Here is a 25,737-nt window from a genome sequence, read left to right on the forward strand (position 1 = left end):
TGCCCGGGCGGCAGGAGCCTGACCGTTAACACAGTCGGTCAACCCAGCCTGAGCAGCACAAACCACGATGAAACAACCCCATTGGGGCGCTTGGGTCTGGCATTTAAGTCAAGCGCTTGACGTAATGACGAACTCTGGCCATGCTGCGTGTCAGGGGATATTCACCAACGAGGAGTCCGTCATGACGCCGAGTCACACCGACCTGCCGCGCTTCCCGTTCCGCGCCGAGACCGCGCTGGCGCCGCCGGCCGAGTGGGCCGAATACCGAAACCGATGTCCGGTCGCGCACGTGCAGCTGGCCAGCGGGGACGAGGCCGCCCTGATCACCCGCTACGACGACGTCAAGAGCGTGCTCTCGGATCCGCGGTGGACCCGGCCCACGCCGGCCGACAACGCCGCGCGGGTCGCCGACACCGAGTCCGGTGGGGTCTTCAACAGCGAGATGGCGACCGTCCTCCCGCAGCACGGCGAGGGCCACCTCACCTGGCGGCGCACGCTCGGCAAGTGGTTCACCGCCAAGCGGATGAACGCCCTGCGGCCCGGCATGGCGGCGATGGCCGAGCAGCTCATCGACGACCTGGTTGCCAAGGGCGCACCCGGGGACCTCAAGGCCGGGCTCGCCTTCCCGCTGCCCGTCTGGGTCATCTGCGACATGCTCGGCGTGCCGGACTCCGACCGCGACCGGTTCGCCCACTGGTCGGACGTCATGCTCAGCATGACCCGCTACACGCAGGCCGAGTTCGACGCCGCGCAGCAGGACTTCGGCCGGTACATGGGCGGGCTCATCGCCGCCAAGCGCGCCGAGCCCGGCGAAGACATCCTCAGCGCGCTGCTGCCCGAGGACTGGTCCGACGCCATGCTGATCGCCACCGGCATCGGCCTGCTGATCGCCGGCCACGAGACCACCGCGAACATGATCGCCAAAATGGTCGCGATGCTGCTCGCCGACCGGACCCGGTGGGAGCGGCTGCTGGCCGACCCGGCGCTGGTGCGCACCGCCGTCGAGGAGTCGCTGCGCCTGGACGCCAACGCCGGCGTCGGGATGATGCGCTACTTCACCGACGAGTTCGAGGTCGCCGGCACCGTGCTGCCCGGCGGCACCACCGCGATGTGCAGCATGGCCGCGGCCAACCGCGACGAAGGCGCGTTCGACAACGCCGCCGAGATGGACCTCGGCCGCAGCCCGAACCCGCACCTGGCCTTCGGCGCCGGCGCGCACGCGTGCCTCGGGCAGCCGCTGGCCCGCACCGAACTGCAGGTCGTCCTGGAGGTCCTACTGCGCAAGCTGCCCTCGCTCGAGCTCGCCGTCCCGGCGGACGAGCTGCGCCGCGTCGAAGGGCTCGCCGTCGGCGGACTGCGGGAACTGCCCGTCCGGTGGTGATCGCGGTGGACCGGGCGCACGCGACGCGGGAGTCGATCCTGACCGCGGCGGAACGGCTCTACGCCGAACACGGCGTGCTCGCCGTGTCGAACCGGCAGATCAGCGAGGCCGCCGGGCAGGGCAACAACACCGCCGTCGGCTACCACTTCGGCACCCGGGCCGACCTCGTCCGGGCCATCGCCCGCCGGCACTCCGCGGCGGTCGAGGACCTGCGCGGGCGCATGCTGGCCGAGCTCGGCGCCGGCGCGGACCTGCGCGACTGGGTCCGGTGCCTGGTGCACCCGTCCACCGAGTACCTGGCCGCGGCGGGCCGGCCGAGCTGGTTCGCCCGGTTCACCGCGCAGGTGATGACCGAGCCGTCGCTGCGGCCGGCCGTCGCCGCGGAGACGCTGTCGTCGCCGTCGCTGGCGCGGACCGTCGAGGGGCTGAGCCGGTGCCTGCCCGAGCTGCCCGCCGAGGTCCGCGCCGAGCGCAGCGCGATGACCCGCCAGCTGCTGATCCACACGATGGCCGAGCGCGAACGCGCGGTGGCCGAAGGCCACACTGTGCCGATCGTTACCAATCCGACCACAGTCACGGCCGAATGGCTTCGTCGCAACGGTCACGTGCCGAGTGGGGGTCGGCCTCCTTTTGGCCGGATTGGTAACACCCCGCGAGCCAGCTGGCGCGAAGCCGCCACCGGCCTGACCGACGCGCTGGTCGGCCTGTGGCTCGCACCCGTGACCCACGAAGGAGAGGAACGACCATGAAGGTCACTGTGGACGAAGGAAAGTGCTGCGGCGCCGGCACCTGCGTGATGCTCGCGCCGGACGTGTTCGACCAGCGCGACGACGACGGCATCGTGATCCTGCTCGACGAGACCCCGGGTGCAGGACTCCACGCGATCGTCCGGGAGGCGGCGAGTGTGTGCCCCGGTGTGGCGATCTCGGTGAGCGAGGACGCGTGACGGTCCTCGTCGTCGGCGCGTCGGCCGCCGGGCTCGCCACGGTGGAAGCCCTGCGCCGCAAGGGTTACCAGGACCGCGTGACCGTACTGGGTGCCGAGGCGCACCTGCCCTACGACCGCCCGCCACTGTCCAAACAGGTCCTCGCCGGGACCTGGACGGCCGCGCAGGCCGGCCTGCGCACGCCCGACGCACTGTCCGCATTGGACGCCGAGTTCGTGCTCGGCGACCCGGCGGCACGGCTCGACGCCCGCGAGCGGACCGTGCACACGGCGAGCGGGCGTGCCCTGACCGCGGACGCCGTCGTGCTCGCCACCGGGCTGCGGCCACGCACCCTGCCGGGTCAGGGCGGCCTCGCGGGCGTCCACGTCCTGCGCACGCTCGACGACGCGCTGGCCCTGCGCGCGGAGCTGGCGCCGGACAAACGCGTGGTGGTCGTCGGGGACGGCGTCCTCGGCGCGGAGATCGCGGCGACTGTATGCGGCCTTGGGGTCGCGGTGACGCTGGCCGGGCCGCAGTCCGCGCCGCTCGCGTACCAGTTCGGGCCCCTGGCCGCCGGTCTGCTCGCGGAACTCCACGCGGCTCGCGGTGTCCACTTGCGACTCGGTGCGGCGGTCACCGGGTTGTCCGAAAGAGACGGACGCGTCGACGGGGTGTCCCTGGAGACCGGCGAAGTGCTGCCCGCCGACGTCGTCGTGGTGGCGTTCGGCGCCGCGCCGGCGACGGACTGGCTGGCGGGTAGCGGGGTGCTGTGCGACAACGGCGTCGTGTGCGACTCCCGGTGCCGCGCGGCGGAGGGGATCTACGCGGCGGGCGACGTCGCCCGCTGGCACCACGAAGGCCTCGACGTGCTGCTGCGCCTGGAAAACCGGACCAACGCGACCGAACAGGCCATCGCCGTCGCGGGGAATATCCTCGGTGACGACCGGCCGTACACGCCCGTGCCGTACTTCTGGACCAACCAGTTCGACGCGCGGATCCACGTGCACGGAACGCTCTCCGCGGACGCCGAAGTGTCCATTGTGGAAGGTGACCTGGCGGCCGGCCGGTTCGTGGCACGGTACCGCCGGGCCGGTGAGGTCGTCGGCGTGCTCGGCTGGAACATGCCCAAGCAGGCCCGGCAACACCGCCAGGAGATCGCCGGAGCCGCGATGTTCGCGGGAAAGCCCTGAGACCCCCATTCGTCGGTTGACGGCGCGCCGGGGTGAGGGTGACCCTGTTCACGTTAACATCGAGCGGAAGGGCCGTCATGGCGACGAAGAGAACGCTTTCCCGGATCCTCGTCGTGCTGGCGGTCGCCGCCGGATCGCTGCTGCCCGCGGCGCCGGCGGAAGCCGCCGTGGCCGTGACGAAGCTCGGCGACACCCGGCTCGACGCCGCCGCGTTGTACTTCGTCTCCTACGACGGGCTGGTCAACAACGACTCCTTCCAGCAGAGCGGCATCTTCAGCTACGCGGGCTACCAGTACGCGGCCTGGTACACCGCGGACCGCAGTGCCGTGCTCGCCCGGCGCGCCGGGACGGGCGCGTGGCAGACCGCCGTGCTGCCGCACAGGCTGACCGTCGACGACTCGCACAACGTGATCTCGATGGGCGTCTCGCCGGAGGACGGCCGCCTGCACGTGGCCATGGACACCCATGGCAACCAGGTCTTCTACGTCGAGTCGGTCGCGGGCCTGCTGTCCGCGCCCGCTTCGCACGCCTGGACGCCGGCCGCCTTCGGCACGGTGCAGCGCACGCTGAACGGCGTCGACCTCGGCGCGATCACCTACCCCCAGTTCGTGGTCACGCCGGAGCGGCGGCTGCAGCTGAGCTACCGGACCGGCGGATCCGGAAACGGCGTCAACGAGCTCGCCGAATACAGCGCCGGGAGCTGGCGCAAGCTCGGGAAGTGGACGTCGGCGACCGGCTCGTGGACGTCCGGGAACGGTGTCACCAGCACGACGCGCAACATGTACCTGCACGGCATCACCTACGGTCCCGGCGGGCGGTTGCACGCCGCGTTCACCTGGCGCGAGGGCAACACCGGAGTGTTGTGCAACGCCGGCGGGCTCGCCAACCACGACACCGGCTACGTCTTCAGCGACGACCGGGGCCGCACCTGGCGGACCAACGCGGGCGCGGTCGTCGCGACGACGGGCGGCACGCCGGTCGCCGTGGGTTCGCCGGGCACGGTCGTCGACCCGCTGGGCGTGGACCACGGGCTGATGAACCAGGAAAGCCAGGCCGTCGACTCCACGGGCAGCCCGCACGTCGTGGTCAGCTACGTGCCCGGCCGGTTCACCCAGTGCGTCACGAACTATTCCGCGCAGCGCAAGCAGTACGGCCGGACGTTCTTCCTCAGCCGGGCCGCCGACGGCAGCTGGACCAAGCGCGAAGTGCCGGTGTCACCCGAGTCGACCCAGCGCACGAAGCTGGTGTTCGACCGCGGCGACAACGCCTACCTCGTGATGCCGTACGGCCGGATCGTCGCAGCGTCCAAGACGAGCGGCTGGACCGACTGGAAGACGGTGTACAGCCCCGACCTGAAAGCGTTCGGCGAAGTCGACGTCGACGACTCGCAGCTGTCCGCTACCGGTGTGATCTCCGTTATGTACCAGCAGGTCTCCACCGGAACGACGCCGTCGCCGATCCGGGTGGCCGACTTCCGCCTCGGCTGAGGCTCACTCCACCGTGACGGACTTGGCGAGGTTGCGCGGCTTGTCGATGTCGTAGCCCAGGGTGAGCGCGGCGTGGTAGGCGAGCAGCTGCAGCGGGATGGTCAGCAGGATCGGGTCGAGCTCCGGCTCGGTCCGGGGGACGACGATCCGCGGGACGTCGAGCTCGCCGAAGTCGACGTCGTCGTGCGTGATCGCGAGGACCGACCCGCCGCGGGCCCGGATCTGCTGCATCGCGGCCAGGTTGCGGTCGGCCAGCTCGTCGGCGGGCACGATGGCGACCGTCGGGAGCGACTCGTCGATCAGCGCGAGCGGGCCGTGCTTCAGCTCGGACGTCTGGTACGCCTCGGCGTGGCGGTAGGAGATCTCCTTGAACTTCTGCGCGCCCTCGCGGGCCACCGGGAAACCGCGGACGCGGCCGATGAAGAACAGGCTGTTCGCGGCCGCCGCCGTCTTCGCGTGCTCGGCGATCTCCGCTTCCGCGGCCAGGACCGTCCGGATCTGGTCCGGCAGCGCGCGGATGGCTTCGATGATCCGCTGTCCGTCCGCATTGGACAGATCGCGCACCCGCCCCAGCGACAGCGCGATCAGCGCGAAGCCGACGGCCATGTTCGTCAGGGCCTTGGTCGAGGCGACCGCGATCTCCGGGCCGGCGTGCAGGTAGACGCCGCCGTCGCAGGCGCGGGCGATCGTCGAGCCGACGACGTTGACCAGGCCGACGACCCGGCCGCCCTTGCGCTTGATCTCTTCGACGGCGAAGGCGGTGTCGATCGTCTCGCCGGACTGGCTGACCGCGATGTACAGCGTGTCGGCTTCGATGATCGGGTTGCGGTAGCGGAATTCGGACGCGGCTTCGGCGTCGGCCGGGATCCGGGCCAGCTCCTCGATCATCGTCGCGCCGACCTGCCCGGCGTAGTACGCGGAGCCGCAGCCGAGGATCTTCACGCGGCTGAACCCGCGCAGCTCGCGGGGCGTCAGGTTGAGCCCGTCGAGGCGGGCGACGCCGAAGCGGTGGTCCAGGCGGCCGCGGATCATCCGCTCGATGGACTCGGGCTGCTCCTGGATCTCCTTGGCCATGTAGTGCGGGAAGCCGCCGAGGTCGAGGTCTTCGGCGGCGATGTCGATCTCGGTGGCGGGCTTGGTGGTGTCGCTCTCGTCGACGGTGAAGGTCCGGTAGCCGGTCGCGAAGACCGTCGCGAACTCGCCGTCGTCGAGGTGCGCGACCTGCGAGGTGTGCCGGACCAGGGCGGCGAGGTCACTGGCGACGAACATCTCGCGCTCGCCGACGCCGATGATCAGCGGCGAGCCGTTGCGCGCGATGACGAGCCGGTCCGGGTGCGCGGAGTCGGTGACGGCGATCGCGTACGTGCCGGTGATCCGCGAGACCGCCTCGACGACGGCGTCTTCGAGGGTGTCGGCGGCGGAGCGGGCGATCAGGTGGGCGAGGACCTCGGTGTCGGTCTCGGAGGTGAGCTTGACGCCGGCGTCGGCGAGCTGGGCGCGCAGGGCGTCGGCGTTGTCGATGATGCCGTTGTGGACGACGCAGACGCGGCCGTCCTCCGAGGTGTGCGGGTGCGCGTTGTCCTCCGACGCGGGCCCGTGCGTGGCCCACCGCGTGTGGCCGATGCCGACCTTCCCGGCCAGGCGCTTGGGCAGCGCGGCGGTGAGGTTGCGGACCCGGCCGACGACGCGGTGGACCTGCGCGGTGTCCTTGGGGCCGAGGACGGCGATGCCCGCGGAGTCGTACCCGCGGTACTCGAGCCGGGTCAGGCCCTCGAGGAGGATGGGGGCGGCGTTCTGGCCGCCGATGTAGCCGACGATTCCGCACATGGCGAACCTTCTTTCGGAGGGCTGTTTCAGCCGTAGACGATGCGGCGCAGCTGGCGCTCGGACAGCTCGGGCGCGGCCACGAGCCGGCCCCGGAGCTCGGCGGCGACCAGCGGGAAGATCTCGGGGTTCTTCCGGCCCTCGGCCTGCAGCTCGGCGTGCCGGCGGCGGACGTACTGCTCGGTGGGGGTCCGGTAGAAGGCGAGGACGTCGTCGACGACGCGAGCGGCGACGCCCGGCGGCAGGCCGGTGGACGCGGCCACGCGCTCGACGATGTCGGTGTCCTCCACGTCGGCCATCATGCACCGCGCGGGGCTGAAACCCAAATTCTTGCCCGAAATCGGGCAAGTTCAAATCGTTGGACAGTTTCAGGGGTTGCGTCGAGGGTGGATGCGTGCGTCAAGAAGACATTTGGGACGTCGAGACCGCCGAGCGTTACGACACCCCGGGCCGCGGGATGTTCGCACCCGAGGTCGTGGAGCCGGTCGTGGACCGCCTCGCCGCGCTGGCCGGGGGCGGGCGGGTGCTGGAGTTCGCCATCGGCACCGGCCGGGTGGCCGTCCCGCTGGCCTCGCGGGACGTGTCCGTCAGCGGCATCGAACTGTCCGAGCCGATGCTGGTGCAGCTGCGGAAGAAAGCGGACCTCCCGGTGGTCGTCGGCGACATGGCGACGGCTACGGCACCGGGGCGCTTTTCGCTGGTCTACCTGGTCTTCAACACGATCGGGAACCTGCTCACCCAGGACGAGCAGGTCGAGTGCTTCCGCAACGCCGCCCGCCACCTGGACCCCGGCGGCCGGTTCGTGATCGAGCTGGGGGTCCCCGAACTGCGGCGGCTCCCGCCGGGGCAGGACGCGCTGGTGTTCGGTGCCGAGTCCGGGTACATCGGCGTGGACACGTACGACACGGTGAGCCAGCACCTGGTGTCACACCACTTCACGTTCGGCTCCGGCCGGTCGGCGCGGCTGGGTCGTTGCCCGCAGCGCTACATCTGGCCGGCCGAGCTGGATCTGATGGGCCGGCTGGCGGGGTTCGAGCTGGAGTCCCGGCACGCGGACTGGGTCGGCGGGGAGTTCACGACGGAGTCTTCGTCGCACGTGTCGGTCTACCGGCTGCCCGAGATGCAGTGATCTCAGGCGGGCACGGCGAGCGTCGTCAACGCCTCCGTGAGCTGCCGGCGGTCGTGGCCCTCGACCAGCGGTAGCCGCACCGTCGCGTGCGGGATGACACCCAGCTCGGCCAGCGCCGCCTTCGCCATCGTGACTCCGGGGCCGCTCCGCATGATCGCGTCGGTCAGCGGGAGCAGCGAAGCCTGAATCTCCCGAGCCGAATCGAGGTCGCCGCGGCGGACGGCGTCGATGAGGCCGGCGGTGCGGCCGGCCGCCACGTTCGCCACGACGCTGACCACGCCCGCCGCGCCGCACGCGAGGTAAGGCAGGTTCAGCTCGTCGATGCCGCAGTAGTACGCCAGCGATGTGCGGGTCATGACCGTCATGGCCTCGAACAGGTCGCCCTTGGCGTCCTTGACCGCCCGGATCCGCGGGTGGGCGGCCAGCTCGATCAGCGTCGCCGGCGTCATCGCGATGCCGGCCCGCGCGGGGACGTCGTAGAGCATCACCGGCAGCCGGGTCGCGTCGGCGACCGCCAGGCAGTGGGCGATCACCCCGGCCTGCGTCGGCCGGGAGTAGTAGGGGCAGACGAGCAGCAGCCCGTCGGCGCCCGCCGCCTCGGCTTCCCGGGCCCGGCGGACGCTCGCGGCCGTGTCGTAGGTGCCGACGCCGGCGATCACGCGGGCCCGGTTCCCCGCCCGGGCCACCACGCTCCGGACGAGCCCGGCGGCCTCGGGTTCGGTCAGGGTGGGGGACTCGCCGGTGGTCCCGCCGACGACGAGGCCGTCGCACCCGGTGGCCAGCAGGTGGTCGACGAGGCTCGCGAGGCCGGGTTCGCTGAGCGCCCCGCCGGGCTGCATGGGGGTCACCATCGCGACGAGGTTGGCGCCGAAGTCCGTCATGCCTGGAACTGTGCCCGGCGGGACTGCTGCGGTCTAGCGACGCTTTGTTGCCGATATTGCGTAATCTGGCTTGGTGATCGAGGTCGGGGCATTGCGGGCGTTGCGGTCGGTGGCGGCCCTCGGGACGCTGGCGCGGGCGGCCGAAGAGCTGGGGTTCACGGCGTCCGCGGTGTCGCAGCAGCTCAAGCGGCTGGAGCGGCAGGTCGGGGTGCCGGTGCTCGCGCCGGCGGGCCGCGGGGTCGTGCTGACCCCGGCCGGGCAGGCCATCGTCGACTCGGCGTCCGAGGTGTTCCAGGCGCTGGAGCGGTGCGCCGAAGCGGCCCAGTCGGTCGCGGAGGGCGCGCCGCGCGGGACGCTCCGGGTGGTGGCGTTTTCGACCGCCATCCGCGGCCTGCTCGCGCCCCTGCTGCCGGGATTGCCGGTGCGCTGTCCCGAACTGCGCGTCGACATCACCGAGCAGGACCCGGAGGAAGCGCTGCGCAGCGTCGACGCCGGGACGGCCGACCTCGCCCTCGTCCACGACGCCGACGGGCTGCCTGCCGCCCAGCCGCCGTCGCTGACGCAGCGGCTGGTGCACACCGACGTCGGCGACGTGGTGATGAGCCGGTCGCACCCGCTGGCGTCGGTCACCGAACCGCTCGGCGACCTCGCGGGCCACGCGTGGGTGACGAGCCCGCCGGGAACCGTGTGCCACCAATGGTTCCGGCGCCTGTTCGCGGACGCGCCCGAGGAGCCGGACGTCCGTCACCTGGTCGACGACTTCGCGACGCAGCTGTCCCTGGTCGCGTCCGGAGAGGTGATCGCGCTGATCCCGCGCCTGGCCCGGCCGCCGCTGGGGGAGGACCTGATCGCGCGCCCGTTGCGGCGCCAGCCGAAGCGGGAGGTCCACGCGGCGTGGCGGCGCAGCGCCGACGCGAGCCCGGCGATCCGGGCGCTGCTGGCGGAACTCGGCGCGGCCGTGCTCCCCTGAGCGGTGCGCTATTCGTCTTTCTCATCCGCGGAGCGACGAGTGAAGAGAGGACCTGCCGCGCGCCCCGTGACGAAGATCGCGACGACCGACACCGCGCCGGCGCCGAGCGCCACGCTGGCTTGGGTGGGCGCGCCGTGGCCGATGAACTGGGCGGCGACCAGAGCGAACACGACCAGCGCCCCGAACCCGAGCAACGCCGAAGCCGCCCGGAAGCCGAACCACGCCCACTCCAGCCGCCGGCGATGCCGGGCGTGGACGACCTCTCCCTCGTGGCGCTGCTGAAGTCGTGTCTCAACCATCTTCAACACGCGATCCGCGCTGTCGGGATGCTCTTTGTACAGGTCACGCACGTGTTCGAGGACTCGCATGCCCAGCCACTCGTCGACCAGAGAAGCGCCGGACGCGGTTTGCTCCGTCATCATCGGTCTCCTGCTCTGAACGCGTCACGCTCTGCGGCGACCGCGGCGACTTCTCGGAGGGTTTCCCGGGTGGTGCCGGTGACGTCCCGGCACGCGGCGACGACGAGCTCGTCATCGGTCGTGGGCCTGGACCACGGAGGCGGAATCAGGCCGAAAGCGCGAGCGACGGTGTGGAGCCAGCCGCTTTTGCGTTCCGGTGAGGCCACGCTGCGGGAGCGGTTGTGCACCAGCAGCGCTCTCTCGAGCTTTTCGCGGGTTGTGCTCGGGCCGCCGGGAGGATCGGTCCTCTGCACGGATGGATCGGACGTCGAGATTCTCCACATTTTCTTGAACATTCGATCTCTGGTCGGGCCGATGGAGCCGACCGGGATCTGGAGGGAGGTGGCGATGTCGGCGTAAGTGGCACCGGGGCGCAAGGTGAGCCGGAGCAGGTGCTGCTCGATGGTTGACAGTCTGCTCGTCGTGCGATCGACTTCGTAGTGCCCGTATGTGGTGGGCGTCGCCGAGTCGGCAGGTGCCGCGGACGAGCGGAGTCCTTGAAGCTCTCGCGTCGCATTCTTGAGCACCCAGGTGCGCAGAGCGTCTTCGTCCTGAATGCGATCCAGATTGTGCACCAGGTGTTCGTAGACGCTTTGCACGATCGATTCGCGTGCGGCGGCTTCGACGCCGGAGTTCCTCACGAGTCCCCACAGGAACGGCGTGACCAGGTCCACCAGTTCGGACCACGCGGCGCTGTCGCCGGAGCCGGCCGCCGCCAGCAGGGCCGAGACCCGGGCCCGGCCGGTCTGCTCCCACCACGGAGGCGGCGTCACCGAGGTTCGGCCGGGTTCGTCCATACCTGTCACTTTCGCCGCCGTCGCCGTGCCGGGCAAGGGGCCGGACCGGTGAGCTGACGGAAGGGACTGGCCCGGCAGTGGCGAGCAAAGCTAAGCTGACCGGCAAGCGGGTGCAGCGTCGGAACGCCCGCCCGGCACTCCCGTTTGGCGCACTGAGCCGAAGGAGTGCGCCTTGATCACGTTCGCCGGGATGAGCCTGCCCGTCACCGACTTGGACCGTTCGGTCCCCTTCTACGAGTCACTCGGGTTCACCACCGAGGTCCGCAACGGCCGGTTCGTGTTGCTGCGCCTGGAATCCGCCACGCTCGGCCTGCTGGAACTCGGCGCCGTCGTCGAGCAAGCGGCCGACCGGCTGCGTCAGTTCGTCCAGGTCGAGCTGCTGGCCGACGACCTCGACGAGCTGTACGCGGACTTCGTCGCCCGCGGGGTCCCGGTGTCCGGCCCGCCGCGCGACCGCGGGTTCGAGCGGCAGCTGCAGCTGCGGGACCCGGACGGCTTCACGGTCGAGTTCGCCGATCAGAGCCCTCGCGGTTGAGCTCTCCCCGCCACGCCGCCGGAGCCAGCTCGGTGAGCCCGACGCGGGCCAGTGCGCGCCGGGCCGTGTGGTCCACGATGTCCTCGACCGTCGCCGGGTGCGGGTAGAACGCCGGGACCGGTGGAGCGATGATCGCGCCCGCTTCGGCGGCCGCGGTCATCGCTCGCAGGTGGCCCAGGTGCAACGGCGTTTCGCGGACCATCAGCAACAGCGGGCGCCCCTCCTTGAGGCACACGTCCGCCGCCCGGCTGACCAGGTCGTCGGTGTAGCTCCACGCGATCGCCGACAGCGTCTTGATCGAGCACGGCGCCACCAGCATCGCGTCCACCGGGAACGAGCCCGAGGCGATCGACGCGCCGATCTCGCCCGGCCGGTGGTGCACCGTCACGAGCTTTCCCAGGTCCGACGGGGAAATCCCGCATTCGTGCCGCACGGTCACCGCGCCGGCCTTCGACAGCACCAGGTGCACCTCGACGTCCGGCCGGTACGCCAGCAGCTCGAGGATCCGGACGCCGTACGCCGCGCCGCTGGCGCCGGTGATCGCGACGACCACCTTCATTCGATCGCCTCGATGCGCCGGCCCGTCTTGTCCGGAGCCACCACCGCGAGCACCGCCGCGGCGACCGGGCCGACGATGCCGAGCGCCAGCGCGAGCGGCACCGTGCCCGCGAGCGACAACGCCACCAGCGGGAACAGCCCGGCGCCGAACCCGCGGCCGGCGTAGTAGCTGAGGTTCGAGCCGCTCGACCGCACGCGCGTCGGGAAGAACTCGGCCATCCAGATGCCGAGCACGCCGAACCCGCCGCTGCCGCCGGCGCACATCATCAGCGCCCAGAACGTCGGTGACGCCCAGAAGTCCGTGCCGATCTTGGCCGAACCGCTCAGCACGAGGCTGAGGAACCAGCCGAACCCGAGCACGCCGAACAACGCCGACGCGAACATCGCCCACTTGCGTTTCATGACGTCGGACAGGATCCCGGTCAGCGGATAGGTGATCCCGGTGACGACCAGTCCCAAGAGGACGATGAGGCTCGCGGTGCCCAGCGGCACCTTCTCCACCTTGATCAGGAACGTCGACAGGTACGAGATGAGCGAGTTCGTGGTCAGGAACAACGCCGTCGCCAGCCCCATGAACAGGATCGTGCCGGCCGCGTAGCCACCGCGGAACACGTCCAGCAGCGGGATCTTCGTGCGGCGCAGCTTCTCCGGCACCCGGCCGGCCTTCAGCTCGCGCTGGTACTCCAGCCACTGTTCGGACTCCGGCAGCAGCACGGCCGCGGCGATGCCGATCACCAGCGTCGTGACGCCGATCAGGACGTACCCCGTGCGCCACCCGCGGTCTTCGCCGAACTCGACGAGGCAGACGTACACCACGCCCTCGGTCAGGATCTGGCCGACGAAGTACATCGCCTGGATCGAGCCGCCCATCATGCCGCGCTTGCGCGTCTTCCAGCATTCGGCGAACATCGAGAACGACAGCCCGAACAGCCCGCCCATCCCGACGCCGGCCAGCAGCCGGGTCAGCAGGAACAGGAAGTAGCTCGGCGCGAGCCCGCCGAGCAGCGCGGCGACGCCGAACGCCAGCACGGACCCGGTGTAGGTCCACCGCCGGCCGTAGAGGTCGCCGAGCCAGCCGCACAGGATCCCGCCCGCGATCGAGGCGAACCCCTGCAGCGTGGCGACCTGGATGATCTGGATGGTGCTGACGTGGAAGCTCTCCGCGAGGTAGGACAGCGGGTAGCCGACGAGGTTGAGCTCCGCGCCGTCGAAGAGCGTGCCGAGGAACGCGAAGAACAGGATGCGGCCGGTGTACGAGCGCGCGGGGGTGAGCCCACCGGTCCCGGTGGGCGTCTGGAGGGTCGACAAGGAAGTTCCCTTTCGCGGGATCAGTCAGGCAGCTTTTGGCCCCGGGTCTCGGGGCAGAACGGGGCGACGACCAGGCCCAGCACGTAGATCGACCCGACGGCGGTCGCGGCGACGCCGTACCCGCCGAGCTTCGAGATGATCGCGCCGGCGGTGAGCGGGCCGAGGAAGGCGATGAACCGGGCGGCGTTGAACACGAACGCCGCGCCGGTGGCGCGCAGGTGGGTGGGGTAGAACTCGGGCAGCCACACGGGCATCCACGTGTACTGGCCGAGCGTGAAGAAGCCGTTGATCACCAGCACGACCACGATCAGGCCGAGGCTGTGCGTCCACAGGAACAGCACCGGCGTGAGGATCAGCGAAGCGGCGAAGTACAGCAGCACCGCGGGTTTCCGGCCGACGCGGTCGGCGATGAAGCCGAAGGCGATGTACCCGGCGATCGCGCCGGCGTTGTAGATCATCCCGGCGCCGCTCGCCCACGCGGTCGCCGAATGCCCCTCGCCGGCGGCGCGCGAGGCGACGTAGGCGGGGACCCACGTCGAGATGCCCCACCAGCCGAGGGTGGTGACCAGGGACATCAGCGAGCCGAGGATGGTCAGCCTGCGCAGCTTGGGATCGACCATGATCTGGCGCAGGGTCAGCCGGGTGAACGACTTTTCGTGGTCGGTCAGCTCGCCGCCCCGCTCCTTCAGCTCCCGGCGGCGGCGGTGCGCGCTGGTCCACTGGTCGGACTCGGGCACCTTGCGGCGCAGCCACAACGCGAACACGGCCGGGAGCACGCCGATGAGGAACATGTACCGCCAGGAGTCCTGGCCCAGCGGCGCGATGAAGTACCAGCAGGCGGAGGCGAGGAAGAAGCCGAGCCCGAGGCCGCACTGCATGAGACCGGCGGCCTTGGCGCGCGCGTGCGCGGGCCAGGTCTCGGCGACCAGCGACGTGCCGGTGCCCCACTCCGAACCGAGCGCGAAGCCGGTGATGAACCGCAGGACGAGGAACGACGTCCAGGACCAGGAAACCGCGGTGAGGCCGGTGAACGCCGCGTACAGCACCATCGACGTCAGGAGGGCCTTGCGCCGGCCGAAGTAGTCGGCGAACACACCGCCGACGATCCCGCCGAAGCCCCAGCCGAGCAGCGTGACGGCGATCGTGGCGCCGGTCAGGAACGCCACCTGCGTCGCCGGTGCCGTGGGTTCGAGTGTCTTCAGGACGAGACCCGCGGTCAGGATGAGGGCGTAGGTCTCGAAGCCGTCGAAGAGCCAGCCGAGGTTCGCGGCGAGCAGGGACCGCCACTGCGTACGGTTCAGGGTTTTGGCCCAGGGCTTCCGGGTGAGCGCGACCTCGGACACGGGATCTCCTTTCCGGGCCGCCGTGGGCCGGAAGTCTTGTCCTCTATCTAGGACATCGAGTCCTGCATGCGGAACCGTAAGCGAGGCGAAGGGTGAGGTCAAGGAACGATTGGGCGCAGCTGCTCGACGGCGATCCGCATCTGCGTTGATTTCTGACTATTGTTGTCGCATCTGCGGAGAGCACATGCGATTATCGGCGCATTCGCGGACCGAAGACGGGATGATCCACAGTGGACGCGAGCTCAGTCCGCGGTCTCCGTGGTGCCGCCGGTGCGTTCGGTGATGCGCAGCCCGCATTCGCGGATGAGCGCACCGTAGTGATCCACATTGGACTCGTTGAGCTCCGACGCGAACGCGAGCGAGCAGACGACCATGCTGACCCGGCCCTGCGCGTCGAACACCGGTGCCGCGACGCCCGACTGGCCGAGGTCGTACTCCCGGATGCTCTCGGCGTAACCCTGTTCGCGGGTGCCCTTCAGCACTTCGTGCAGTGCGGCGGGGGCGGTGACCGTCTCGGGGGTGAACGCCTCGACGGCGTACTGGCCGATCAGCCGGTCGACCTCGGCCGGGTCGGACCAGGCGTGGAACGCGCGCATGATGGCCGGCGCCGAGAACGGGAACGTGTCGCCGATGCCCACCGTGATCCGGACGCCCTTGCCGCGGTCGCCCTTGGCCAGGACGGAGTACGCGTTCTTCCCCTGCGGCTGCACGGCGAACGCGATGAAGCGGATCTGCTGGCTGAGCGCGTCGAGCTCCTGCTGGACGATCTCCGTCATCCAGTCTTCGGAGAGGCGGGCCATCGCGAGCAGGCGCGGGCCGAGCGACCAGCCGTCGCGGCTGGTGGTCCAGCCGGCACGCTGCAGGGTGCCGAGGATGTTGTAGCAGGTGCTGCGGTTGAGGCCCAGCTCTTCGATCAGCACCCCGGAGGACACCGGTTCCGGCCAGTCCCGGGCGATCCGCTCCAGAAGCCGCACGGTGCTCAGCACTGCTGGTACGTCGCTCGTCATCCTCGCCCCTCGTCGTTCTTCCTTCGCGCACGGTAGCCGAGCGGGTTTGCCTGTCGCCAGGACCGTGTTAATGTCCTCTATATTAGACACCTAGTCCTCTCTAGCGGTCTTTCGATTTGGTGGGTCATACATGAAGCTCGGATCTTCCTTCCTCGTCCCCGCGGGGCACGATCGCGTGTTCGCGCACTTCCTCGATCCCGACTCGATGCGGGTCAGCGTGCCCGGGTGCACCGAGCTGGACCGGGCGGACCCTTCGCACTACCGCGGCCGCCTGGTGAACGAGATCGCCCACGTCCGGTTCAGCGCCGGGTTCTCCGCGGAGATCACCGAGCTGCGCGAGCCCGAACTGGTGCGGGCGCTGCTCAAGGGCGAGGACCACAAGCTCGGCAGCTCTATCAAGATCGACGCGCGGCTCGGCGTCCAGCCCGACGGCCCTGACTCGTCCAAAGTGGACTACAGCCTGGACGTGGCGATCTGGGGCCGGATCGGCCGGCTCGGCGAGTCGCTCGTGCGCCGCCGCTCGCAAGAGGTCGAAAAGGAGTTCGTCGCGGCCTTCTCCGAGATCTGCGCCGCCGGCCCGCCGGGGCCGGACAACCCGGGCCTGCGCAGCGTCCTCGAACGTCGCAACGGGCCTGCGAAACCGGCTGCCGAAACGACCGCGCCCGTCTCGTGGTGGCGCCGCCTGCTCGCGCGGCTGTTCGGGAAGAAGAGCTGATGCCGGTTTACCACTACCCGGACACGCTCGGCGAAGCCTGCTCGATCATGGCGGCCGGCGACGACGCGATGGTCTACGGCGGCGGCACCGCCGTCCAGATCCTGCTCAAGCAGGGCGTGCTCTTCGCGTCCGACCTGGTCGACATCGGCGCGGTCCCGGGCCTCGGCGAGATCACCCGGACCAAGGACGGCTTGCGCGCCGGCCCCCTGGTCACGTTGCGGCAGATGGAAACCAGCCCGCTCGTGCGGGAGCTCGCACCGCTGGCCGCCGAGGTCTACGGCCGGGTCGCCAACCCTCGCGTCCGCAACACCGCGAGCGTCGGCGGCAACCTCGCGCACGGCGACTACCGGCTCGACCCGCCGACCGCCCTGATGGTGCTCGACGCGCGCGTCGAGCTGACGTCGTCGCGGGGGAAGCGGACCGTGCCCGCCCGGGAGTTCTTCGTCGACTTCCAGCAGACGGCCCTGGCACCCGGTGAGATCATCACCGCGATCGAGATCCCGCGGCAGCCCGAATCCGCGGGGGCGCACTTCGCCAAGCTGTCGAGCCTCGCGGTCAACGACTGGCCGTGCGCGTCCGCCGCCGCGCTGGTGGTCGACGGCTCCCGCGGCCGCCGCCAGGTCCGGCTCGGGCTCGGCGCGCTGGCGCACGTTCCGGTGTTCACGCAGTTCGAAATCCCCGGCGACACCCCGGCCGACGAAGTCGTGGCCACGGCGAAAGAGGTCGCCGGGCCGCTGATCGACCCCCTGCCGGACGTGCGCGGGGGAAGCGCTTACAAGACCCGGCTCGGCCTGGTGGCCGTCGAAGAAGCCGTACGAGGTTCCTGGAAGGAGCGAGACGATGAGCGACGGATCCCGTTCCTCGGGCGGCGCCGCCGTCGGTGAGCGGTGGGCCCGCACCGACGGGCGCGCCAAGGTCCGCGGCGAGTTCCGGTACGCCGCCGAAGAACCCGTGCGGCCGTGCCTCGACGTGGCCGTCCACCGCAGCACCCGGCCGCACGCGAAGATCGTCTCGGTCGACACGTCCCGGGCGCTCGCGGCCGAGGGTGTCGTCGCGGTCGTGACCGGGGCGGACCTGTTCGCCCTGCTCGGCGACCGGTTGATGACCGGCCCCGCGTTCTCCGACCAGCCGTGCCTCGCCGTGGGCAAGGTCCGCTACGTCGGCGAGCCCGTCGCGGCCGTGCTCGCGCACAGCGTCGCGCAGGCTCGGTACGCGGCCGAAGAGATCCAGGTCGAGTACGACGAGCTGGACCCGGTGCACGACGTCGACGAGGCCATCACCGGAAGCGCTTTCGTGCACGACGAGCTCCGGCCGTCGGCGGTGTTCGGCGACCTGAAGCATCTCCGCGGCAAGCGCGACACCAACGTCAACTACGAGTTCAACCTCCGGCGCGGCGACCCGGACGCGGCGCAGGGGACCACCGTGAGTGCGGAGTTCTGGGCGCCGCCGACCCACCACGTGCCGATCGAGCTGCCGTACGCGGCCGCGTGGCCCGAGGGTGACCGGGTCGAGCTGCTGGCGACGACGCAGACGCCGTCGTACGTGCGGCAGAGCCTCGCCGACCTGCTCGACCTCCCGCTCAACCGCGTCCGGGTGCGGACCGCGCCGCTCGGCGGCAGCTTCGGCGCCAAGATGTACGACCGGCTGGAACCCCTGGTCGCGGCCCTGGCCTGGACGCAGCGCAAGCCCGTGCGCATCACCGCCACGCGCGAGGAGGCGTTCCTGCTCACCACGCGCCACGGCGCGGCCGTGTCCGGCAGCATGACCGCCGACGAGCACGGTGCGATCACCGCGGCGACCGCCGACGTCCGGTACGACACCGGCGCCTACGCCGATGTCGGGCCGCGCATCACCGCCAAGTCCGGCATGGTCGCCACCGGACCGTACAAAGTGGACAACGTCCGCGTGCGCTCCCGGTGCGTCTACACGAACAAGCCGTCCGCCGGGCCGTTCCGCGGCTTCGGCGTCCCGCAGGTGACGTGGTCCCACGAATCTCTTGTGGACGAGCTGGCGCGCGAACGCGGCGAGGACCCGGCCGAGTTCCGGCGGCGCAACCTGCTGCGGGAAGGCGACATCGCCCCGGTCGGCACCCCGATGCACAGCGCGGACTTCGTCGGCTGCCTCGACGCCGTCACCGAGGCCATCGGCTGGTCCGAGCCGCTGCCGCCGGCGGAAGGCCGCTTCGTGCGCGGCCGCGGCGTGGCGGTCGGGATCAAGGCCGTGCTGACCCCGACGATCTCCAACGCCACCGTGCAGCTCAACCAGGACGGCTCGGCGACCGTGCTGATCAGCACCGTCGACATGGGACAGGGCAGCGACACGATCATGGCGCAGATCGCCGCGGAAGTGCTCTGCCTCGGCGAGGGCCAGGTACGCGTCATCGGCGCGGACACCGACGTCACGCCCTACGACACGATCACCGCCGGCTCGCGCTCGACCTACCACACGGGCAACGCCGTGCGGCTCGCCGCGGAGTCCATGCGGGACAAGCTGACCGCCCTCGCGGCGAAGCACTTCGACGTCGAGGCGACCGACCTCAAGATCACCGGCGACGGGCTGGTCAGCGCCCAGAGCCAGGCCACCGTCAGCATCCCGGACCTGCTGCTCGCCCACTTCGGCGCGCGGGGCACCACGCTCACCGCCGAGGCGAACTTCAGCACGTCGTGGCAGCCCTACGACCACGAGACCGGGCAGTCCCCGCAGGTCACCGAGCACTGGTTCGCCGGCGCGGCCGCCGTTCAGCTGACCGTGGACACCGCCACCGGGCGGGTGCACATCGAGCACCTCGCGGTCGCCGGTGACGTCGGCCGCGCGATCAACCCGGCCATGGTCGAGCAGCAGCTCTCCGGCGCGGCGATCATGGGCATCGGGCACGCGCTGTTCGACCAGCTCGTGTTCGACGAGGGCCAGATCGTCAACGGCACCCTGCTGGACTACCAGCTGCCGTCCATCAAGGACATGCCGGACAAGCTGACGCCGATCGTCATCGAGAGTCCACACCGGACCGGACCCTTCGGTGCCAAGGGGGTCGGCGAGACCGCGATCATCCCGCTGGCCCCGGCGATCGCCAACGCCGTGCGCGACGCGACCGGCGTCCGGCTGACCGAGCTGCCGCTCACCCCGGAGCGGGTCCTCACCGCGATCATCGAGCAGGAGCAGTCATGAGGGAGATCCAGCTGACCGTCAACGGCAGGCGCCGCCGCCTCGCCGTCGCCGACGACGAGCTGCTGCTCGACGTGCTGCGCCGCGAGTTCGGCGTGACGAGCGCGCGCGAAGGCTGCGGCGTCGGCGCGTGCGGGGCCTGCACGGTGCTGGCCGGCGGCAAGAGCGTGTCGAGCTGCCTGACCCGCGCCGCACGCTACGACGAAGCCGAGATCACGACGGCCGACGGGCTGCCGGACGGCGACGAGGTGGTCGAGGAGTTCGTCGCGGCCCGCGCGATGCAGTGCGGCTACTGCATCCCCGGCTTCGTGCTGATGGCGCACGAGCTGCTGGAGGAGAACCCGCGGCCGACCGACGACGACGTCACCGAGCACCTGGAGGGCAACATCTGCCGCTGCGGCACCTACGGCGAGATCCGCACCGCGATCAAGGCCGCGGCCGCCCGCCGGGAAGCCCGCGAGGGAAGGAAGAGCGCGTGAAAGAACTGAACGTCCACCGCACCGGCACGGCCGGCCGCCCCGTCGTGCTGCTGCACCCGCTGGCGCTCAGCGGCGCGGTCTGGGACCCGGTCGCCGAACATCTCGGGCAGACGCACCAGGTCCTCGCCCTGGACGCCCGGGGTCATGGAGAGTCCTCTTGGGACGGCGCGGAGTTCACTGTGGACGACATGGCCGCCGACGCGGCCGCCGTCATCGAGGACTTCGGCGCCGGCCCGGCCGACGTCATCGGGCTGTCGATGGGCGGCAGCACCGCCCTCACACTCGCCGCAACGCGACCGGACCTCGTGCACCGGCTCGTGCTCGCCGACGCGACCGCGTGGTACGGCCCGGACAGCGTCGCCGAATGGGCGCAACGGGCCGAGCGGGCGCTCGCCCTGGACCGCGTCGCCCAGCTCGAGTTCCAGCGGGACCGGTGGTTCGCCGACGCCTTCCGCGCCGAGCAGCCCGACGAAGTCCAGCGGGTGTGCGACATCTTCGTCGCGACCGACTCCAAGGCCCACGCGGCCGCCTGCCGGGCCCTCGGCGGGCTGGACGCGCGGGACCGGCTCGGCGACGTCCGGGCCGGGACCCTGGTCCTGGTCGGGGCCGAGGACTACGCGACGCCGCCGTCGATGTCGCAGGAGCTGGCCGCCGGGATCGAGGGCGCACGGCTCCAGGTGCTCGACCGCGCGCGGCACCTGAGCTTGCTGGAACGGCCCGACCTCTGGCCGGTCGTCGCCGCGCACTTCGCCGGGGAAGAGTCGTGACGGAACCGCTGCTGAGCCTGCGTTCGCACCTCGACGCCGTCGCCGGGTTCGGGGAGCTGCGCACTGTCCGGGGCGCGCACTGGGACCTCGAGCTGGGTGGGATCGCCGAGCTGAGCTACCGGCTGCCGGGCGCACCGGCGGTGCTGTTCGACGAGATCGCCGGCTACCCGGCCGGGATGCGGGTACTCACCGGCAGCACGGGGTCGCCGCGGCGGTTCGGGCGGACGCTTCGCCTGGGGGACGACCTCGACGACGTCGGCGTGGTCGAGGCCCTGCGCGGGAAGCCGTCGCGCTGGGCGGCGTCGGCCCGGGAGTTCCCGGTGCGGCCGGTCGAGGACGCGCCCCTGCTGGCCAACGAGGTCCCTGGTGACAAGGTCGACCTGCTGACGTTCCCGGTGCCGCGGTGGCACGAACACGACGGCGGGCGGTTCATCGGGACGGGCTGCTTCGTCGTCACCAGCGACCCGGACACCGGCGTCCACAATGGCGGGTGCTACCGGATGGAGGTGGCCGACGACGGCCGCAGCGTCACCCTCGCGGTGGTGCCGGGCAAGCACGGCGACCAGAACATCCGGCGCTGGTTCGAGCGCGAAGGCCGTGCGCCGGTGACTGTCTCCTTCGGACACGACCCGCTGCTGCTCGTGCTGGGCGGGACCGAGGTTCCGCACGGGATCTCGGAGCTGGAGTACGCCGGGGCGGTGCTGGGCGAGCGGGTCCCGGTCGTCACCGGGCCGGACACCGGGCTGCCGATCCCGGCGGGCAGCGAGCTGGCGATCGAGGGCTGGCTGCGGCCGGACCACCTGCGCGAGGAGGGACCGTTCGGCGAGTGGACCGGGTACTACTCGGGCCGCCGCCGGCCGAACCTCGCTGTCGAGATCACGCGGCTGTACCACCGCGACGACCCGATCCTGCTCGGCGCGCCGCCGGGCAAACCGCCGCACGACTACTCGTACATGCGCACGGTGATGAAGTCGGCGATGATCCAGGACGAGCTCGCCGCCTCGGGCGTGCCGGGCATCGTCAAGGCGTGGGCCCACGAATCCGGCGGCGGGCGGCTGTTCATCGCGGTGTCGCTCCGGCAGCGTTACGCCGGCCACGCGCGCCAGGTGGCGTACCTGACCGCCCAGTGCCCGGCGGCGGCCTACATGAACCGGTACGTGGTCGTGGTGGACGACGACATCGACCCGGCGGACCTCGACCAGGTCATCTGGGCGATGTCGACGCGCAGCGACCCCGACACCGACATCGAGGTGATGAAGCGGACGTGGGGCAGCAAGCTGGATCCGCTGTCGGTGGAGGGCTCGCCGCCGTTCAACAGCCGCGCGATCATCGACGCGTGCCGTCCTTATGAGCGGTTGGAGAGTTTTCCGCGGGTGGCGCAGAGCGATCCGGAGTTCCTGCGGGACCTCGAACGGAAGTGGCGGGCGGAGCTGGCTTGAGCGCGGTCCGGGAGCCCGTGGGTTCCCGGACCGCGCCCCGGACTAGTTCCGGTAGCGGAACAGGATCCGGCCGCGGCCGAGGTCGTACGGGCTCAGCTCCACGAGGACCCGGTCGTACGGCAGGATCTTGATGTAGTTCTTCCGGATCTTCCCGCTGATGTGCGCCAGCACCTGGTGCCCGTTCGCCAGCTCCACCTTGAACGTGGCGTTGCGCAGGCACTCGAGCACGGTGCCCTCGACTTCGATGCCGCCCGCCTTATTCGCCATGGCGCACCAGCTCCAGGTTGCTGCTCGCCCGCCGGGCGCCGATGCCCTCGAACAACGCCGTCGCCGCCGGGTTGGCTTCGTTCACTTCGGCCGACGCCGTCGGGATTCCCGCGTCGTGCAGGGCGCCCAGCACCTGGGCCAGCAGCGCCCGGGCGATGCCCCGGCGTTGCCGGTCCGCGCGGACCGCGATCAGGCCGATCCGGGGCAGCCGGGTCACCTGGACCACCCGGACCAGCCCGACGTACTCGCCGGCCTCGGCCGCGGCCGCGTACAGCGCCGGGTCCACGACGGTGTCCCAGGCCGGCCGGGCCAGCACCTCGGCCGGCATCTCCTGCCAGCCGAGAGTCGCCTCGACTTCGGCGCGGACCACGCGATCCAATGCGCGCAGCGGGCCCTCCGACGCCTCGCCGAGGGGCACGATCGTCACCCCCGGCGGCGGGAGTACGCGACCGGCGCCACCGGTGGGCACGACGTACTCCCACTCGCGGCGCCGGGTCGTGAAGCCGGCTCGTTCCCAGCCGGCCGTCAGCTCGGCGTCGACCTCGTCGACGATCGTGTGGAGCGGGCCCTCGAGCTCCGCCAGCATCGTGTCGGCGAGCTGGTCGAAGACCGAGCGGTGCCACGCGTCGATGCTGAGGAAGGTCCGCCCGTCGGGCCGCGTCGAAGCCTCGCCGCGGCCGACCACGCGGTCGTCCGCCAGCGCGTGCCAGAGCCCCGGCGTGATCCGCGTGATCACCACCGCGGGTTCGCCCGAGGTGAAATGCGCAGTTTGCATGAGGTTTGTGCCTTTCGGGAGTGCTTGAAGCGCTCCCGGCGACCCCTACGTCAGTCGCCCGACCGTGACGACGAGGGGAGCACCCACATCGAAACAGCGTTCATGGGGCTCACCTCCCGGCGTCGAGTCACGGTCTCCGGCACGATAGCGGCCCGGCGCCGGCGTGCCCACTCATTTACCGGTGCGCCCCAGCGCGCGGCGGACGACCGCCGACGGGAACGCCAGCAACAGCAGCACGAAATAGCCGAAACCGGGCTTGATGAACCCCACGACGACCGCGAGCGCGAACACGGCGGAGCTCACCACGAAGTTCCAGAACATCTCGTCCGGCACCGGCTCGGCGTCCCCGCGGACCTGCGGGTCTCGGCGGACGATGACCACCAGCGCCGTGTGGCACAGGCTGCTGGCCAGCAGTGTCCCCAGGTAGAACAGCACGGTGAAGCGCTCGGACTGGTACGCGCCGATCAGCTCGGTGGGGAAGGGCAGCAGGGCGATCGTCAGCAGCCAGCAGAAGTTGACCCGCACGAGCGCGGTGCTGTAGGCGCGCACGTGCTCGAAGATGCGGTGGTGGACGGACCAGAAGCGGCCGATCACGACGAAGCTGAGCAGGAAACTGATGATCTTCGACCAGTTGCCGGTGACGGCCGCCACCGCCGGCTTGTGCTCCACGACCAGCTCCGGCACCAGGTCCGTGAGCGGCAGGACCAGCAACGTCAGGGCGATCGCGACCACGGCGTCGGTGAAGAACACCAGCCGCTCGGATGATTTCTTCTGCTCCACGCGGCCATCCAACCACCAGGTGATCAGCGCCGCCGCAGCACCAGCAGCGCGTCACCGACCGGGCGTTCGCCCGTCGCGTCCGAGGGGGAGCTGACCAGCTCGCCGTCGATCGCCATCGCCGTCGAGCCGCCGCCGTCGAGGTTGATCGCGGTCACCGCGCCCAGCCGCGCCATCAGCTTCGCGCCCTCGATCAGCGAAAGCCCTTCGGCGAACCCCGGCTGACGGCCGTCGGCGGCGACGATCAGCAGCCGCCCCTGGCGGTCGAGGCCGACCATCGTGCGCGGGTTGCGCTTGACGCCCCAGCCGTACACGAACGACGGGTCGCCCGGGTGCACGATGCCGTCCGCCGCCGCGTTCACCGCGACCCGGCCGCCCCGCACCAGCCACGGGCCGCCGTTGACCACGCCCGCGGGGTGGATCGGCCGTCCGCCTTCGAAGATCCGCGATCCGACCGGCAGCTTCGTGCCCGGCCGCGCGTGGTCGCTCAGCCAGGTCGCCGCCGCGCCGATGCCCTGCACGGTGTGCCCGCCCGCGGGCACGTCGCCGCCCGCCGGACGCACCGCCGTGACGACGTCGCGGGCGTCCAGCACGGCTTCGACGCCGTCGCCGGCCGGGGTCGGCGTGCCGAGCTGCGGGGTGAAGAGCACCAGCTCGTCCGCGTGGGTGCAGGTCGAGTCGTGCAGCGGCCGGTCCGTCGGGACGTCGCCGGGCTCGCCGCAGTTGCGGATGAGGCCGGGCTTGCGGTTGACCCCGTTGACCTCGCGGCCGCCGACGGTGAGCGCGGTTCGGGGAACGCCGATCGACGGGTGTTCCCCCAGCAGCAGCGCGGGCCGTCCGGTGGTGGCTTCGCTCTGCAGGAGACCCTGGTAGACGCCGATGCCGGCCGGTTCGCCGGGGATGCCGTCCCGCGGGTCGATGACGAAGAAGCCGCCGTTGGTCCCGACCAGCGCGCCCGCGGCGGCCGACAGCGCCGATGTCGTGCGCCGCCCCGCCACCGACTCGCCGTGGGACGCGACGACGTCGCCGCGGAACCGCCGCGGGTCGACCGTGGCGACGCGGATGCGCTGCGGGCCCTGCGTTGCGGGCCCGTCCTGGCCGGTCCATTCGACGGCGTTGGTGAAGCCGTTCGCGCTCATGGCGCTCGCGGTGGCGGCGGCCTGCGCGCGGTCGGCGAAGGAGCCGACCCGCACCCGCCAGCCCAGGGCACCCCGGGGCGTGTCGGCGAACGCGGGCCAGTCGACCCGCTCGGCGCGTGCGGCGAAGCCCTTGCCCCGCAAGGCGGCGACCAGCGTGTCGGCGTGCTCACGAGTCCCGAGCGCGGCCGGCGGCGTGTCCGGATCGGGGTTCGATCCGACGGGCACGAGCGCGGTGACGGTCCAGGTGTTGTGCCCGGTGCCTTCCCCGACGACCGTGGTGGAGACGGTCAGCCCGGGCGCGAGTAGATCGCCGGCGGCGGAGGCGGGCGAGCTGAGCGCAACGGTGAGCGCGGCGGACAGGGTCAGGGCGAGCGGCGTCCTCGTCTTCACGCGAAGCAAGCTACCCCGCCGGGGTGGATCCGGT

Annotated in this window: 27 protein-coding genes; 14 read left to right on the forward strand and 13 right to left on the reverse strand. The window is 71.2% G+C overall.

The genetic code is table 11. The annotated features are described in order from the left end of the window. Positions 1–181 precede the first annotated feature (181 nt). From AB0C38_RS47585 to AB0C38_RS47605, 5 genes are all read left to right on the forward strand, one after another. A complete protein-coding gene (locus AB0C38_RS47585; protein WP_360687664.1) occupies positions 182–1,381 on the forward strand; it encodes a cytochrome P450 in 1,200 nt (399 codons plus the stop codon). A 5-nt stretch (positions 1,382–1,386) separates the two neighbouring features. Next, entirely contained in the window at positions 1,387–2,130 is a 744-nt protein-coding gene (locus tag AB0C38_RS47590; RefSeq protein WP_360687667.1) for a TetR family transcriptional regulator, read from the forward strand. Further along, positions 2,127–2,327, forward strand: coding sequence for a ferredoxin (locus AB0C38_RS47595; RefSeq protein ID WP_360687670.1), 201 nt, complete (start codon positions 2,127–2,129; stop codon positions 2,325–2,327). The genes AB0C38_RS47590 and AB0C38_RS47595 overlap by 4 nt, the downstream gene beginning before the upstream one ends. Beyond that, positions 2,324–3,496 carry an FAD-dependent oxidoreductase gene (locus tag AB0C38_RS47600; protein ID WP_360687673.1) on the forward strand — a complete coding sequence of 391 codons (1,173 nt, stop codon included), beginning with the start codon at positions 2,324–2,326 and terminating at the stop codon, positions 3,494–3,496. The genes AB0C38_RS47595 and AB0C38_RS47600 overlap by 4 nt, the downstream gene beginning before the upstream one ends. A 77-nt stretch (positions 3,497–3,573) precedes the next feature. Continuing rightward, on the forward strand, positions 3,574–4,983 hold the full coding sequence (locus tag AB0C38_RS47605; RefSeq protein ID WP_360687676.1) for a BNR repeat-containing protein: 1,410 nt from the start codon (positions 3,574–3,576) through the stop codon (positions 4,981–4,983). A 3-nt stretch (positions 4,984–4,986) separates the two neighbouring features. On the opposite strand, the gene glmS is transcribed toward AB0C38_RS47605, so the two are convergent. Then, positions 4,987–6,810: a glutamine--fructose-6-phosphate transaminase (isomerizing) gene (glmS, locus tag AB0C38_RS47610; protein ID WP_360687679.1), complete on the reverse strand. Its 1,824-nt coding sequence runs from the start codon at positions 6,808–6,810 to the stop codon at positions 4,987–4,989. 26 nt (positions 6,811–6,836) lie between these two features. Continuing rightward, positions 6,837–7,109 carry a hypothetical protein gene (locus AB0C38_RS47615; RefSeq protein ID WP_360687682.1) on the reverse strand — a complete coding sequence of 91 codons (273 nt, stop codon included), beginning with the start codon at positions 7,107–7,109 and terminating at the stop codon, positions 6,837–6,839. Positions 7,110–7,264: 155 nt separating this feature from the next. Between AB0C38_RS47615 and AB0C38_RS47620 the strand changes: the two genes are divergently transcribed. After that, positions 7,265–7,936 carry a class I SAM-dependent methyltransferase gene (locus AB0C38_RS47620; RefSeq protein WP_360687765.1) on the forward strand — a complete coding sequence of 224 codons (672 nt, stop codon included), beginning with the start codon at positions 7,265–7,267 and terminating at the stop codon, positions 7,934–7,936. Between the two features lie 2 nt (positions 7,937–7,938). Here the strand turns inward: AB0C38_RS47620 and dapA are convergent, their stop codons facing one another. Continuing rightward, positions 7,939–8,817, reverse strand: a complete 879-nt coding sequence (gene dapA / locus AB0C38_RS47625; RefSeq protein ID WP_360687685.1) for a 4-hydroxy-tetrahydrodipicolinate synthase — start codon at positions 8,815–8,817, stop codon at positions 7,939–7,941. A gap of 73 nt (positions 8,818–8,890) precedes the next feature. Between dapA and AB0C38_RS47630 the strand changes: the two genes are divergently transcribed. Continuing rightward, complete coding sequence (locus AB0C38_RS47630) at positions 8,891–9,787, forward strand: LysR family transcriptional regulator (RefSeq protein ID WP_360687688.1); 897 nt, start codon at positions 8,891–8,893, stop codon at positions 9,785–9,787. Between the two features lie 8 nt (positions 9,788–9,795). On the opposite strand, the gene AB0C38_RS47635 is transcribed toward AB0C38_RS47630, so the two are convergent. Together AB0C38_RS47635 and AB0C38_RS47640 are read right to left on the reverse strand one after the other, a co-directional pair. Then, positions 9,796–10,206 carry a hypothetical protein gene (locus tag AB0C38_RS47635; protein ID WP_360687691.1) on the reverse strand — a complete coding sequence of 137 codons (411 nt, stop codon included), beginning with the start codon at positions 10,204–10,206 and terminating at the stop codon, positions 9,796–9,798. Then, the gene (locus tag AB0C38_RS47640; protein WP_360687694.1) at positions 10,206–11,042 is read right to left on the reverse strand and encodes a hypothetical protein; all 837 of its coding nucleotides are present in this window, start codon (positions 11,040–11,042) and stop codon (positions 10,206–10,208) included. The genes AB0C38_RS47635 and AB0C38_RS47640 overlap by 1 nt, the downstream gene beginning before the upstream one ends. Before the next feature lie 172 nt (positions 11,043–11,214). Between AB0C38_RS47640 and AB0C38_RS47645 the strand changes: the two genes are divergently transcribed. Next, a complete protein-coding gene (locus AB0C38_RS47645; RefSeq protein ID WP_360687697.1) occupies positions 11,215–11,577 on the forward strand; it encodes a VOC family protein in 363 nt (120 codons plus the stop codon). Here the strand turns inward: AB0C38_RS47645 and AB0C38_RS47650 are convergent. From AB0C38_RS47650 to AB0C38_RS47665, 4 genes are all read right to left on the reverse strand, one after another. Continuing rightward, positions 11,540–12,136, reverse strand: coding sequence for a UbiX family flavin prenyltransferase (locus AB0C38_RS47650; RefSeq protein WP_360687700.1), 597 nt, complete (start codon positions 12,134–12,136; stop codon positions 11,540–11,542). The genes AB0C38_RS47645 and AB0C38_RS47650 overlap by 38 nt on opposite strands. Continuing rightward, the gene (locus AB0C38_RS47655) at positions 12,133–13,443 is read right to left on the reverse strand and encodes an MFS transporter (protein ID WP_360687703.1); all 1,311 of its coding nucleotides are present in this window, start codon (positions 13,441–13,443) and stop codon (positions 12,133–12,135) included. The genes AB0C38_RS47650 and AB0C38_RS47655 overlap by 4 nt, the downstream gene beginning before the upstream one ends. A gap of 20 nt (positions 13,444–13,463) precedes the next feature. Then, positions 13,464–14,786, reverse strand: coding sequence for an MFS transporter (locus AB0C38_RS47660; protein WP_360687706.1), 1,323 nt, complete (start codon positions 14,784–14,786; stop codon positions 13,464–13,466). A gap of 242 nt (positions 14,787–15,028) precedes the next feature. After that, positions 15,029–15,793 (reverse strand): IclR family transcriptional regulator, encoded by a 765-nt coding sequence (locus AB0C38_RS47665; RefSeq protein WP_360687709.1) that lies wholly within the window; start codon positions 15,791–15,793, stop codon positions 15,029–15,031. Positions 15,794–15,923: 130 nt separating this feature from the next. On the opposite strand from AB0C38_RS47665, the gene AB0C38_RS47670 reads away from it, so the two are divergent. From AB0C38_RS47670 to AB0C38_RS47695, 6 genes are read left to right on the forward strand one after another with little or no spacing between them, the layout of a single operon-like run. Then, entirely contained in the window at positions 15,924–16,508 is a 585-nt protein-coding gene (locus tag AB0C38_RS47670; protein WP_360687712.1) for an SRPBCC domain-containing protein, read from the forward strand. Then, the gene (locus AB0C38_RS47675; RefSeq protein WP_360687715.1) at positions 16,508–17,392 is read left to right on the forward strand and encodes an FAD binding domain-containing protein; all 885 of its coding nucleotides are present in this window, start codon (positions 16,508–16,510) and stop codon (positions 17,390–17,392) included. Before AB0C38_RS47670 ends, AB0C38_RS47675 begins: the two co-directional genes overlap by 1 nt. Beyond that, positions 17,349–19,673 (forward strand): xanthine dehydrogenase family protein molybdopterin-binding subunit, encoded by a 2,325-nt coding sequence (locus AB0C38_RS47680; RefSeq protein ID WP_360687717.1) that lies wholly within the window; start codon positions 17,349–17,351, stop codon positions 19,671–19,673. The genes AB0C38_RS47675 and AB0C38_RS47680 overlap by 44 nt, the downstream gene beginning before the upstream one ends. Then, entirely contained in the window at positions 19,670–20,149 is a 480-nt protein-coding gene (locus AB0C38_RS47685) for a (2Fe-2S)-binding protein (RefSeq protein WP_360687720.1), read from the forward strand. The genes AB0C38_RS47680 and AB0C38_RS47685 overlap by 4 nt, the downstream gene beginning before the upstream one ends. Beyond that, a complete protein-coding gene (locus AB0C38_RS47690; RefSeq protein ID WP_360687723.1) occupies positions 20,146–20,916 on the forward strand; it encodes an alpha/beta fold hydrolase in 771 nt (256 codons plus the stop codon). Before AB0C38_RS47685 ends, AB0C38_RS47690 begins: the two co-directional genes overlap by 4 nt. Next, the gene (locus AB0C38_RS47695; protein ID WP_360687726.1) at positions 20,913–22,355 is read left to right on the forward strand and encodes a UbiD family decarboxylase; all 1,443 of its coding nucleotides are present in this window, start codon (positions 20,913–20,915) and stop codon (positions 22,353–22,355) included. Before AB0C38_RS47690 ends, AB0C38_RS47695 begins: the two co-directional genes overlap by 4 nt. Positions 22,356–22,397: 42 nt before the next feature. On the opposite strand, the gene infA is transcribed toward AB0C38_RS47695, so the two are convergent. The 4 genes from infA to AB0C38_RS47715 all read right to left on the reverse strand — a co-directional run bounded on the left by infA (position 22,398) and on the right by AB0C38_RS47715 (position 25,703). Further along, the gene (gene infA, locus AB0C38_RS47700; RefSeq protein WP_360687729.1) at positions 22,398–22,622 is read right to left on the reverse strand and encodes a translation initiation factor IF-1; all 225 of its coding nucleotides are present in this window, start codon (positions 22,620–22,622) and stop codon (positions 22,398–22,400) included. Further along, the gene (locus AB0C38_RS47705) at positions 22,612–23,397 is read right to left on the reverse strand and encodes a GNAT family N-acetyltransferase (protein ID WP_360687732.1); all 786 of its coding nucleotides are present in this window, start codon (positions 23,395–23,397) and stop codon (positions 22,612–22,614) included. Before AB0C38_RS47705 ends, infA begins: the two co-directional genes overlap by 11 nt. Before the next feature lie 171 nt (positions 23,398–23,568). Further along, on the reverse strand, positions 23,569–24,177 hold the full coding sequence (locus AB0C38_RS47710; RefSeq protein ID WP_360687735.1) for a TMEM175 family protein: 609 nt from the start codon (positions 24,175–24,177) through the stop codon (positions 23,569–23,571). Between the two features lie 23 nt (positions 24,178–24,200). Further along, complete coding sequence (locus tag AB0C38_RS47715) at positions 24,201–25,703, reverse strand: phosphodiester glycosidase family protein (protein WP_360687738.1); 1,503 nt, start codon at positions 25,701–25,703, stop codon at positions 24,201–24,203. Positions 25,704–25,737 lie beyond the last annotated feature (34 nt).

Source organism: Amycolatopsis sp. NPDC048633 (assembly GCF_040650695.1).
Lineage (GTDB): Bacteria > Actinomycetota > Actinomycetes > Mycobacteriales > Pseudonocardiaceae > Amycolatopsis.